We start from the raw sequence: 12,929 nt of genomic DNA, 5'->3' as shown, positions 1-12,929 counted from the left end.
GCCTTTATATCCTAATGCTATCATCTTCCCGGACGATCAGCTAAGCCCATATTATCTGAAATAAAGCGTTGTTAACACGATCCTATCTTGGCCGCATTCGATTCCAAAAAAAATGCGTTATCTTTCATATTACCGCCGGTGTTAGTTCTTGTTATATATCTTTACGACCAACTCATAAAACCATAACGGACGAAACAATACGACGTAAATTAACAATATCGGGGTGATGGGAATGGGACTGATCTCAAGAACCGAGAGGATCGCAAGGGCAAGAATACAGAGAATACGCATGAGTTATTTCCGTGTTCGATGATTTTAAAGTGAATTAGGGTGACTGGACCATTATAGATTAATTGGCTGTTAACGAATTTAAATAAGCAATAAACCTTTTTCTTGCGAACGTTCCGGAATGGATTATGGCTATTAAGGCACCATCCTGATATTGGCTAACTGAAGAGGTTATACGCACAGCATGGCAGTTTCTCTGATTTTATCGATGGGTGCCGCTCTTGCTAAAGAGACGCGTGATGTCATCAGGCGCTGACACGGTTATCGCCCGCTTGGCGTCGATCATCGTTAGACTTTTAATTAGGATGGAATGGCCGCTTTCTTCCCCTGCGCGAGAATATTGTTGTACCGTTCGTGGCTTGGCAATCATGCCTTTCGCGCTTGAGGTGAAGACGCAAAAAAGACGAGATCACGCGTAACTAATATTTTTAAATAAGCGGCCTTATTAAAACAGTAGGCGAGACATTTACTCATCAACCCATTCATAAATCTCTGTCAAGGTAGTGTCGCACTGGCAACAGCTGGTACCGCAAGAAGCAGTCAAAGGCAGCTTACGCACCTTACCTTTGCTGATCCATTTATCCAGCATACCCCGCAAGGCATCGGCATCCATATCGAAATGAATAATTAAATCCGCCAAGGCAATGCGGTGTTGTTCCTTTAAATAAGCTCTCAAATCAGACAGGATCACTTAAAGACTCTCCGCTTGGTTTTACGCCTGCCGCATCAGTATTTTTGCCGAGCAGCCACAGCCCGAACAATACCGCTAAAAACGCAAAGATTAATGCTGTTATCCAAACCAAAGAATAGTCGGGATGTCGGCTATAGGTCATCGATTGATAAAAAATCGTTGCGGTCATGTAGGCAATGCCGGTTGTCCAGAACACCACAAACAGTGTCCAGTTAAAATTGGTTTCCCGGTAGATTGCGGCGGTTGCCGCGACGCAAGGCGCATACAGCAAAATAAATAACAAATAGGCGAAAGCGCCGGCTTTGCCGTCAAAACTTTGCTGCATGGCGGCAAAGGTACCGGCATTGACTTCCTGCTCGCTGGCTGCTGCGGCCACATCATCGACTGTGCCGATATTCAAACCCAATGGATCTAACAGGTTATCCGCAACGTCCTGCAGATTTTTAGGTACGGTTAAACAGGCGTCAATCAAAGCCTGCTCAAGATTAAACGGCGCTTTTTCGACGCTTGCGTCTGCTGTTGCCATCTGGCTGTATAAAGCATCCAGCGTTCCGACCACCGCTTCTTTGGCTAAAACGCCGGTAAAAATACCTACCGTTGCAGGCCAGTTGTCTTTTTCTATGCCCATCGGTTTAAACGCCGGTGTCAGGCCGCGGCCGATCTCGCTTAATACCGATTTATTGCTGTTTTCCTGTCCGAAGGTGCCATCCGTACCCAGTGCATTAAGAAAGTTCAGCACTAATACCATCGGCACGATGACTTTACCGGCATTGAACAAGAACGATTTGAGCCGGTCCCAGGTTCTGATAAAGACACCCCGCACTGTGGGCATGTGGTAGGCAGGCAGTTCCATAATAAAGGGGGCCGATTCGCCTTTAAACAGGGTGTGGCGCATGATCAAGCCGGTCAATACCGCGATTGCAATACCCAACAAATACAGGCCGAACACCAGATTCTGGCCGCCGACCGGGAAAAATGCGGCGGCAAATAAGGCGTAAACCGGCAATCTGGCGCCGCAGGACATGAACGGATTCATCAGGTTGGTCAATATCCGGTCGCGCTGGCTTTCCAGCGTCCGCGTCGCCATAATCGCCGGGACGTTACAGCCGAAACCGACGATCATCGGCACGAAGGATTTGCCGGGCAAGCCGATCATGCGCATGAACCTATCCATCACGAACGCCGCCCTGGACATGTAGCCGGAGTCTTCCAGCGCCGACAGGAACATGAACAGAAAGCCGACAATGGGGATAAAGGTAGCGACAACCTGAATGCCGCCGCCTACGCCATTGGTGATTAATACAATCAGCCATTGCGGCCAATTCAGGCCGGTAAGTGTCTGCCTCAGGCCGTCGATCAATAAAGCGCCCACGGATTGATCGAAAAAATCGACGAAGGCGCTGCCGATATTGATGGTAAACATGAACATCGCATACATGACTAACAGGAAAACCGGGATGCCCAAAAAACGATTCAAGACGATGTTGTCGATTTTATCGGTAATGTGCCGACCCACTTCGGTGAGTTTGCAGACTGCGCCATGGGTTAATTCATTAACGAAGCCGTAGCGGGCGTCTGCCGCAAGAATGTCTATTTCATCATCCGTTTCCGCTTCTACCCGGCGCTGTAATTGGCTGACTGTCGGTAACAAGCGAGTTCCGGCAAACTGTTGGGCCAGCGTATCGTCTTCCAACAAGCGGACGGCCAGCCAGCGCAGGTCGCACCGATTCTGTTGCGCGCTCTCAAGCAATAACGGTGAAATGTCATTGATAGCTTGCTCCAGCGCAGGTGTATAAGTGATTTTCACCGAAGGTATCGGCTTGACGATAGCGGCGCTATTGATTGCCGACTTTAATGTGCCGATGCCGCCCTTGATGGAGGCGGTAATCGGTATAACCGGGCAGCCTAAAAACTGTTCAAGAAAATCAACATCAATTTTAATGCCGCGTTGCTTGACGGCATCCATCATATTGAGCACTAAAATCATCGGCACCCGCATCTCGATCAGTTGCGCGGTCAAATACAAATTTCGTTCCAAATTGGAGGCGTCGACAATGTTAATGATTAAATCGGCCTGCTTGGAGGCGACATAATCACGGGCGACTTTTTCATCCAAGGAAACCTGGTCGTCCGCGGCTTCTAAAGAATAGGTGCCGGGCAGATCGACTAATTCGATCAGTTTATGATCGAAGCTGTATGCACCGGTTTTTTTCTCGACCGTAACCCCAGGCCAATTACCGACATGCTGCCTTGCGCCGGTGAGCGCATTAAATAATGTCGTCTTGCCACAATTTGGATTACCAACAACGCCAACCGTAAAATCAGTTTTCATTAGAGTTTCTCTATCAACAATATGGCTGCTTCATCCTTGCGCAGGGTTAATGAAAATCCACGCAATTTAATTTCAACCGGATCTCCCATTGGTGCAAAACGGGTAACGCTAAACTCGGTTCCAGGCGTCAAGCCCATGGCCAGCAAGCGTTTTCGATAAGCCTTGCCCGACTGTTCAAAGCCGACTATCTTTCCCGAATCGCCCACAGCCAGGTTTTTTAAGCTTATTGTCATAAATTAACCATTGAAATAAAGTGCATTAAAAATCAACCGCTCCAGAAGTTATCAACAATCATTCTCATTAAAGAAACTATATCACAATAATCCGTGTAATTTCCGTATTTTTAAGCGGGTGTTTTTATGGGTGGGGGAAAAGGGGCGCGTAAACAATTGCCCTTGCTTTGATCTTAAAGACAGAAGGATGATGCATTCATGGAAATCGAAGTCTTTTTATAAATGCAACGTGTAACACGGCGACTTAACAAAGTTTAACGCGGGGCGGGCAAAAGCCCGAAGATGGAGACATGTGTTAAAAATCCAGCGCACCAAAATTGAAAAGCACTGGAATCGTGGAAACGATGAAAGTTCAGCGTTTCCACATACGTATCATTGAATATACACTAATCTTTATACTTCAAATTCAGAACGATTACACCCGGCGTTCAGCAATTCCTGCATCCATTTTGGTGCCACTCCGCGACCTGTCCATGTTTTATTATGATCATCAGGATGACGATATTTAATAGCAACCTTGGCGCCCTTGCGAACAGGCTTCTTCTCAGGCTCATGAATCTCCACAATGACATCAATAGAAGCTGCCAATTCTTTAATTTGCGCTATAACTTCTTTGCGCTTATTAGCCTGTTTATTTTTTAATGCTTTTTCTGCATTTTCAATAACAGCCTGCAATTCACGTTCGGAAAGATTTTGATATTCAGTCATTTTGAGTCCTTAAAATAAGAAAAGTTATATTAACTATATCATCAATCTAATTATAAATATATTAGAGATATGGCGTACAAAGTTATTCAACCTTAAAATTCTTTTCATTTAATAACTGGCCGTGCTCATCAACCAGTCTTACAGACCAGTTACCTTTTGTAGAATCGGTGAATAACTTGCGACTGGATGTGCGCCATGAATCACCCGATATAATCAGCTCTTGCTTGGAAACAAGCACACCATTTTTCACCCACTCATGATAAACCCTTCTACCATTCATTGATTTTAACTCAGTAAAATAATAGATCCATGTCGGATTTTTTCCGCTAACATTCACGGTCCGCGTTATTTCACCTGCGGGTTCTTTATTATTAAGATCGTAAGTTAACACTGCCCTTGACACATTATGATTAACCTTCGAATGCCCGGGATCTTTAATGACTTTTTCATTGGGTGGTTTTTTTACAGTTTTCTTAACCGTAATGTCGGAAGCCGGTTTACTTTTCTTATTGGATTCTTTTGTCGGCTTAATTAGGGAGTTAGTTTTTGCGGCTACCTGTTTGGAACTATCCGATTTTTTTACCTCGACCTCCTTAATCTCAACCTGCGGCACTACCTTTTCTTCTACAGTATTAACTACCACCGTCGCATTATCTGCATCGTTTTTTTGCGTATCTTTATTAATAACATAAAACAACGTTGCTAAAATTAAAACCAGTACACCAGCGGCAAGCAATATCCTTTTAAAATCCCATTCGGTTGTCATTTTAGGCTGAAAATTCTCCGTCGCTTTTCCACGTGCCGGATAGCTAACTTTAATTACAATATTTCTTTTGTCTGTCATAAAATCATATCGACCATACTTATAGGTGAAAACAATGGGTTGTTTTTCTTGGCTCGGCATCGCATATTTTAGTCAGCGAATGCGTTAAACCTTGGTAATATACTACTTAAGAGTTCAGACAAAGACAAAATCCTTACAGAATAAATTGGACATTCATAATGAGTAAGCTGCTTAAACTTTTTCAAGATTCTTCCTCCCTCTATGGCAGCAACGCCGGCTTTGTTGAGAACTTGTATGAACGATTCCTGGAAGACCCCGACTCGGTTGAACCCAGCTGGCAAAAGAAATTCAGCGAAATTCACAACGGCGCTGATTATGAGACGCCTCATAGCCCTGTCGTAGAACGCTTTGCGCAGCTTGCGCTTAAATCCCAAGGCCGATTGGCGAAATTACAAGGCTTTACCGAAGAAAGCGTCAAAAAACAATCGGCTGTTGCCCGCCTTATTAATCATTACCGGGTTCGCGGCCATCAGATTGCCGCCAACAACCCGCTGGGCAGAACCTTGCCGCCGCCTCCCGATATGGACCCCTCTTATTACGGTCTCTCCGAGCCTGATATGGACACCTTATTCGACACGGGCGCGCTTTACGGTATTGACCGGCTGCCTTTACGCGACATCATTGCCAATCTGCAAGAGATTTACTGCGGCAGCATCGGCTCTGAATACATGCACATCGTCGACACCCAAATCAGGCGCTGGATAATAAACCGTCTGGAAAGCGCTAAAGCCAACTTGGAGCTGGAGCCTGAAAAAAAACTCTGGACGCTTAAGCTATTGACCGCCGCTGAAGGCATAGAAAGCCATTTGCATAACCGATTTGTCGGTCAAAAGCGTTTTTCTCTGGAAGGCGGCGAATCGCTGATTCCGATTCTGGATGAATTAACGCAAGGGTTTGGCGAAAAAGGCGTTAATGAGATTGTGATCGGTATGGCCCACCGAGGCCGCTTGAATGTACTGGTCAACATCCTGGGCAAAAGCCCTGCGAGCCTGTTTAACGAATTTGCCGGCACTTCGCCGCTTTCTCCGGGTGTCAGTACCGGCGACGTAAAATATCACATGGGCTTTTCATCGGACATCAGTACGCCCGGCGGCCGCCCGGTTCATATAACGCTGGCATTCAACCCATCGCATTTGGAGATCATCAACCCGGTGGTCGAAGGCTCGGTCAAGGCCCGTCAGGACAGGGCGGGAATAAACGGCAGCAATACGGTAATTCCCATTTTAATCCACGGCGATGCGGCCTTTTCCGGGCAAGGCATCATCATGGAAACCCTGAACATGTCGCAAACCCGCGCTTTTTCCACCGGCGGAACCGTGCATATCGTCATCAACAATCAAATCGGCTTTACTACCAGCAACCCGCTGGATGCGCGCTCCACGCTTTATTGCACCGATGTAGCCAGCATGATCCAGGCGCCGGTTTTTCACGTCAACGGCGATGATCCCGACGCCGTTATCTTTGTAACCCAATTGGCAATGGACTACCGGATGACCTTTAATAAAGATGTGGTCATCGATCTTATTTGCTATCGCCGCCTTGGGCATAATGAAGCCGATGAGCCTTCAACCACCCAGCCCTTGATGTATAAAAAAATCCGCAAGCTCAAGACGACGCGGAAGCTTTACGCCGAAAAACTCATCAAAACCGGGCTCATCACCCATGAACAAGCCACCGAGTTGGAGCAAAATTACCAAAAACTGCTCGAAGCCGGTGAAGTGGTGTCCCGGCCCGTCCTGACCGACGGCCCCTACCCTTACACCAACCAATGGAATAAATTCCTGGGCAGCGACTGGAAATCAGCTTGTAATACAGCCGTTTCCATGGATCGCCTGCGCTTTTGTAACGACAGGATGCAGCGCTTGCCGACCGGTTTTGAAATGCACCCCAGAGTCGCCAAAGTCATGGACAACCGCCGTAAAATGGCGGCGGGAGCCATGCCGCTGGACTGGGGTTTTGCCGAAAACATGGCCTATGCGACGCTGTTAACGGAAAAATACCACGTTCGTCTGACCGGGCAGGATGTCGGTCGCGGCACTTTTGTGCATCGGCATGCTGTTTTGCATAATCAACTGCATAATAAAACCTACACGCCGCTTAAACACCTGGACAAAGATCAAGGCAATGCGCAGATTTTCGACTCGCTGCTTTCCGAAGCGGGCGTGTTGGGTTTCGAATACGGCTACAGCACCACGATGCCGAATACCCTGGTTATTTGGGAAGCGCAGTTCGGCGATTTTGCCAATGGCGCGCAAGTGGTTATCGACCAGTTTATCAGTTCCGGCGAAACCAAATGGGGCCGCATGTGCAATCTGGTGATGCTGCTTCCGCACGGCTTTGAAGGCCAGGGACCGGAACATTCCTCGGCTAGGCTGGAACGCTATCTGCAACTGTGTGCCGAACATAACATGCAGGTTTGCAGCCCGACTACGCCCGCGCAAATATTTCATTTGCTGCGTCGCCAGATGCTGCGACCGTATCGGAAACCCTTAATAATTATGAGCCCCAAGAGTTTGCTGCGTCACAAGCTTGCGGTCTCCACACTGGAAGATTTGACGAACGGTCAATTCCTGCCGGTCATCGGCGAGCAGGACGACATCAATCCCAAAAAGGTAACTCGCCTGGTCATGTGCGCAGGCAAAGTCTATTACGACCTGCTGGAAACACGGCGCCAGGACGACCTTAAGCATGTCGCCATTGCCCGCATAGAACAGCTCTACCCTTTTCCCGATGAGTTATTCAAAGCGGAAGTCGGCAAATACCCGCAGCTTAAAGAGTTCATCTGGTGTCAGGAAGAGCCCCAAAATCAAGGCGCCTGGTATCAATCCCGGCATCACTTTACCGATAATCTCGGCGCCAAAATCAGCATGACTTATGCCGGTCGAGAGGCATCGGCGGCGCCCGCTGTCGGCAATTTCCGCGTCCATATAGAACAACAAAAAGCGGTCGTTCAATCGGCCCTTTACGGCAAACTTTCAGGAAAATAACATGAGCATTGAAGTCCTAGTTCCCAACCTACCCGAATCCGTCTCCGATGCAACGTTGATCACCTGGCATAAGCAACCCGGCGATACCGTTATCAAGAACGAAAACCTCGTTGATCTTGAAACGGACAAGGTGGTGCTTGAAGTTCCTGCGCCGGAATCCGGCATCCTTGGCAAAATACTCAAGGAAGACGGCTCCATTGTGGTCGGCGGCGAAGTACTGGCTTTGCTGGAACCGCAAGCCGTGGAAGAAGGCCAAAAAACAGCGGCGACCGCTCCCGAACCTGAGGACGAGGATGAATCGGACATCCCGCTAAGCCCGTCGGTACGCCGGTTGATTGCTGAAAATGCGCTGGACCCTTCCATTATCAAAGGTTCAGGAAAAGACGGCCGTCTTACTAAAACCGATGTTTTGGATTACCTCCATAAAAAAACCCTGCAGGAAGCTCAACTGATAGTTCCGACCGCCAAGGCCGAAATTCCCCTCAGCCCCCCTTTGACAAAGGAGGAGACAGCTACCGCCATCAGTCACCCTGCGCCTAAAGAGGAAACAGGCCGGGTGATTTCAAATCTGCGTCCGGAGCAGCGTGTCCCTATGACCCGGCTAAGGGCCAAAGTTGCCGAACGCCTGTTACAGGCGCAGCAAAATGCGGCGATGCTGACCACATTTAATGAAGTTAACATGCAAAACGTGATTGATCTTCGCAACCAGTACAAAGAACGCTTTGAAAAAAAGCACCATGTCAAACTGGGCTTTATGTCTTTCTTTGTCAAGGCGTCTATCGAGGCTTTAAAGCGCTTCCCGGCCATCAATGCTTCCATCGACGATAACGATATTATCTATCACGGCTACTATGACATAGGCATTGCGGTCAGCACCGAGCGCGGCTTGATCGTGCCGGTATTGCGCGATGCGGACCAACTCGATTTTGCCGGCATCGAACAAAGCATCGTCGATTTCGGCGCAAAAACCCGGTCCGGCACCTTGACTTACGACGATTTGAAAGGCGGTACCTTCACCATTACCAACGGCGGCATTTTCGGTTCGATGCTGTCCACGCCGATACTCAATCCACCGCAGTGCGCCATCTTGGGCATGCATGCCATCAAAGAGCGCCCCGTGGTTGAAAACGGACAGATTGTTATCAGGCCGATCATGTATCTGGCTTTATCGTACGATCATCGATTGGTTGACGGGCGCGAGGCCGTGCAATTTCTAGTCACCATCAAAGAATGCCTGGAAGCGCCCGCCCACCTATTGCTTAACATATAAGACCATGTCAAAAAAACAAGTAAAGTCGTTTGATGTCATCGTCATCGGCGCAGGACCGGCAGGCTATTCCAGCGCCATCCGATGCGCCCAGCTCGGCTTAAAAACCGCCTGTATCGATAACTGGCATGATGAAGAAGGCCAAAGCAGTCTGGGCGGCACATACCTGAACGCCGGTTGCGTTGCGTCTATCGCCCTGCTGGAATCGGCGAAAATTTATCAATCGATCAACCACAACCTGAAAGAACACGGTATTCAGGCAGAGGCCGTTTCGGTGGATATTGCGCTGATGATGCAGCGCAAAAACAATATTATTGACGCACTCAGCCGACAAATCGCCGACTCGTTCGCCCATTACAAAATCGACTGCATTCAGGCGGAGGCCAAGCTGCTCAATGAGCGGCGGGTGGAAATCACGCCGACCGATCATTCCGCTGTATCGATAATCGAAGCCAAGCATATTGTCCTGGCCACCGGCTCCTCCCCGGTCGATTTATCCTGCGCACCGATTGATAATGAATTTATTATTGACACCGCCATGGCTTTGAATCTCGACGCGGTACCCAAGAGATTGGCCATTATCGGTGCAGGCATCATAGGCCTCGAATTAGCAGGCATCTGGAACAGACTCGGCGCCGAAACCATTCTGCTGGAAGCGCAGGAATCATTTTTAGGCTTGGCCGACCAGCAAATTGCGCGGGAGGCCTATCGTATATACACCGAACAAGGACTGGAACTGCGTCTGGGCGCACGGGTTATTTCAGCCAAAAAAGGCAGTAAAAAAGTCACCGTAGAATACCAGGATAGTGAGGGCACCCATGCCCTGCGCGTCGATAAACTGATTGTTGCATCCGGTCGAAAACCCAATACCGAAAACCTGGCCGCTGCGGAAGCCAATTTACTGCTCGACGAAAACGGCTATGTTCACGTCGATGAAAACTGCCGCACCACCCTGCCCGGCGTTTACGCGATAGGCGACCTGACCTTGCTCGGCCCGATGATTGCCCATAAAGGCATAGAAGAAGGATTATTCGTTGCCGAACAAATCGCCGGTCTCCACAACCCCGTCAACTACGACCTCCTGCCCAGCGTTGTTTTTACCGACCCCGAGATTGCCTGGGTGGGCCAAACCGAACAAGCCTTAAGGGCGATGGGCGAACCCATCAAAATCGGCACCTTTCCGTTAAAAGCCACCGCTCGCGCCCAAGCCATGGGCCAGACTGAGGGTATGGTTAAAATCATCGCACACGCAGAAACCGATGCCCTGCTCGGCATTCATATCATTGGCACGCAAGCCTCCGAAATGATTGCAGAAGCCGTGCTGGCCATGGAGTTCTCCGCCAGCAGCGAAGACCTGGCCAGAACCATACACGCCCACCCTACCCTCGCCAAAGCTCTGCATGGCGCGGCGCTTACGCTTAAAAACAAAAAGTAACAATTCGACCTATTGCCCAAACATGATTTTTAACTCTGTTTAGTCGCACAAACTTGGGCTGGATATACAGCAGTTAAGTGATGGGGCTGCGCTACTTCAATAGTGAAACCGTACACGTTCCTTCTAGTGTCCCATTTCTAAAGCATCCTGCCTTATTTCGTGTCAAAATATGCCTTTACCTTAAATGTATAAATCGAGAACTTAAGTCTTTATGAAAATAGCTATTTTGTCCCGTAACCCCAAACTGTATTCGACCTCTCGATTGGTCAAAGCCGCAGAAGCCAGGGGTCATAAGGTACGGGTTTTGGATGTGTTGCGTTGCTATATGAATATTACCTCGCATAATCCTTCTATCCATTATCGAGGTGAAGACTTAACGGGATTCGATGCCGTTATTCCCCGGATTGGCGCTTCAGTCACTTTCTACGGAACTGCGGTATTAAGGCAGTTTGAAATGATGAATGTTTTTCCTTTGAATGAGTCGGTGGCCATCTCGCGGTCACGCGATAAATTAAGATCGACCCAGTTACTGGCCAGAAAAGGTATCGGCCTGCCGGTAACCGGCTTTGCCAATAATCCCGATGATATTGAGGACTTGATTGCTCAAGTCGGCGGCGCTCCGCTGGTGATTAAACTGCTGGAAGGCACGCAAGGCATTGGTGTGGTCCTGGCGGAAACCCATAACGCCGCAGAGAGCGTTATTCAGGCTTTCATGGGACTCAAAGCCAACATCATGGTGCAGGAGTTTATCAAGGAAGCCGGCGGCAGTGACATTCGCTGCTTTGTGGTGGACGGCAAAGTCGTTGCCGCGATGAAACGCCAAGCAACGGCCGGTGAATTTCGGTCAAATTTACATCGCGGCGGTTCTGCAACTTTAGTGCGATTAACGCCAGAAGAACGTTCTACCGCAGTGCGAGCTGCAAAAATCATGGGGCTGAACGTGTGCGGCGTCGATATGCTGCGTTCCAATCACGGCCCGGTCATTATGGAGGTTAACTCATCGCCCGGATTGGAAGGTATCGAAGCTGCCAGCGGCAAGGATATTGCAGATTTAATCATCCAGTTTATTGAAAAACGCTTTGAGACACTGGAAATCTGTAAAGACAGATCCCCTACCAGCACCAACACCAGAACCCGTACTCGCGGTAAAGGTTAACCGTGCAACCGGTTTTCAAGACGCGTAGACTACCCTTTCAATTATCTTAAGTAGGCAGAGCATGTCAGATTTTAAAAAGTATCATTGTTTGGAATGCGAGCACATCTATGATGAAGCCAAAGGCGACCCTGATAGCGGTATTGCGCCGGGAACCCGCTGGGCGGACATTCCCGATAGCTGGGATTGCCCGATATGCGGCGCTCCAAAAAGCTTTTTTAAGTTGGTGGAATAATCGAGTGCTTTGGGATTAGGGCATTAAAAATGAAACTTAACTTTCTTCCGGCAATGACTCCCGGCAATTGCTCCATGCAATCGCCGACAATTCCCCTATTCGACAAATCCGCAAAACCACTCATTTTGGCGCTGCTGCTTTTTTGTCCCTTATCCGCATTCGCTGCCAACACTTGGAGCTATCACCAGGAAAGCGACCGGTTAAGTAATCGAACCTTTAGCTTTGCCCAATCACCTTTGCCGCCTCGCGGTCTTTACGACAACCTCAGACTGGACATTATCTGCAAGGACAATACCTTGCAAGTGGCTGTTGAGGCCGACAGCTTGATCGCCTCGCAAGGCAGCGCCTTTGGTTTTGAATACCAAATCGACAAGAATCCCCCCGTTACGCTTCAAATGAAGACCTTTAAGGACACCAAGCGCAGAGGCTATACCGAAGAATCCGCCAAACGCATCGTCGATGACCTATTAACCGGGCAGTCCATTTTTATCCGCATCAACACCATGATACGCACGGTCTTGTCCGCCGCAATGCCGTTAGAAAATGCCGCCGAACCCATTAAACACGTCGTTACCGATTGCGGCCTTAACTTATCCGATAACGCTGCAGGTGAATCCGCCTACAGCCTAACCGAATTTGAACAAGCATTTGGCAAACTGCCTTCAGAGCAGCAACAGCAAGTATTGAGTAAAATAAAAAAAATCATCATGGAAACACAAAAGGCTCTTTTGATAGAGAAATGAGTATAATTACAAA

At 48.6% G+C, this 12,929-nt stretch carries 11 protein-coding genes; 6 read left to right on the top strand and 5 right to left on the bottom strand.

Translation table 11 applies throughout. From position 1 onward, the window contains the following. Positions 1 to 754: 754 nt before the first annotated feature. From METTU_RS04780 to METTU_RS04760, 5 genes are all read right to left on the bottom strand, one after another. A complete protein-coding gene (locus METTU_RS04780; RefSeq protein ID WP_006890181.1) occupies positions 755 to 979 on the bottom strand; it encodes a FeoC-like transcriptional regulator in 225 nt (74 codons plus the stop codon). Beyond that, positions 966 to 3,311, bottom strand: a complete 2,346-nt coding sequence (feoB, locus tag METTU_RS04775) for a Fe(2+) transporter permease subunit FeoB (protein WP_006890180.1) — start codon at positions 3,309 to 3,311, stop codon at positions 966 to 968. The genes METTU_RS04780 and feoB overlap by 14 nt, the downstream gene beginning before the upstream one ends. After that, complete coding sequence (locus METTU_RS04770) at positions 3,311 to 3,544, bottom strand: FeoA family protein (RefSeq protein WP_006890179.1); 234 nt, start codon at positions 3,542 to 3,544, stop codon at positions 3,311 to 3,313. The genes feoB and METTU_RS04770 overlap by 1 nt, the downstream gene beginning before the upstream one ends. Positions 3,545 to 3,937: 393 nt before the next feature. Beyond that, on the bottom strand, positions 3,938 to 4,252 hold the full coding sequence (locus METTU_RS04765; RefSeq protein WP_006890178.1) for an H-NS histone family protein: 315 nt from the start codon (positions 4,250 to 4,252) through the stop codon (positions 3,938 to 3,940). A gap of 82 nt (positions 4,253 to 4,334) precedes the next feature. After that, positions 4,335 to 5,156, bottom strand: a complete 822-nt coding sequence (locus tag METTU_RS04760) for a DUF2914 domain-containing protein (protein WP_006890177.1) — start codon at positions 5,154 to 5,156, stop codon at positions 4,335 to 4,337. 98 nt (positions 5,157 to 5,254) lie between these two features. On the opposite strand from METTU_RS04760, the gene METTU_RS04755 reads away from it, so the two are divergent. From METTU_RS04755 to METTU_RS04730, 6 genes are all read left to right on the top strand, one after another. Beyond that, positions 5,255 to 8,083, top strand: coding sequence for a 2-oxoglutarate dehydrogenase E1 component (locus tag METTU_RS04755; RefSeq protein ID WP_006890176.1), 2,829 nt, complete (start codon positions 5,255 to 5,257; stop codon positions 8,081 to 8,083). A 1-nt stretch (position 8,084) separates the two neighbouring features. Further along, positions 8,085 to 9,353, top strand: coding sequence for a 2-oxoglutarate dehydrogenase complex dihydrolipoyllysine-residue succinyltransferase (gene odhB / locus METTU_RS04750; RefSeq protein ID WP_006890175.1), 1,269 nt, complete (start codon positions 8,085 to 8,087; stop codon positions 9,351 to 9,353). Between the two features lie 4 nt (positions 9,354 to 9,357). Next, a complete protein-coding gene (gene lpdA / locus METTU_RS04745; protein WP_006890174.1) occupies positions 9,358 to 10,785 on the top strand; it encodes a dihydrolipoyl dehydrogenase in 1,428 nt (475 codons plus the stop codon). 211 nt (positions 10,786 to 10,996) lie between these two features. Next, a complete protein-coding gene (gene rimK, locus METTU_RS04740; RefSeq protein ID WP_006890173.1) occupies positions 10,997 to 11,941 on the top strand; it encodes a 30S ribosomal protein S6--L-glutamate ligase in 945 nt (314 codons plus the stop codon). Between the two features lie 61 nt (positions 11,942 to 12,002). After that, the gene (locus METTU_RS04735) at positions 12,003 to 12,173 is read left to right on the top strand and encodes a rubredoxin (RefSeq protein ID WP_006890172.1); all 171 of its coding nucleotides are present in this window, start codon (positions 12,003 to 12,005) and stop codon (positions 12,171 to 12,173) included. A gap of 29 nt (positions 12,174 to 12,202) precedes the next feature. Further along, the gene (locus tag METTU_RS04730) at positions 12,203 to 12,916 is read left to right on the top strand and encodes a hypothetical protein (protein WP_006890171.1); all 714 of its coding nucleotides are present in this window, start codon (positions 12,203 to 12,205) and stop codon (positions 12,914 to 12,916) included. Positions 12,917 to 12,929: the final 13 nt, after the last annotated feature.

It is taken from the genome of Methylobacter tundripaludum SV96 (genome assembly GCF_000190755.2).
In the GTDB taxonomy this organism is placed as follows: Bacteria; Pseudomonadota; Gammaproteobacteria; order Methylococcales; family Methylomonadaceae; genus Methylobacter_A; species Methylobacter_A tundripaludum.
This window is presented reverse-complemented; position numbering and strand designations above follow the sequence as displayed.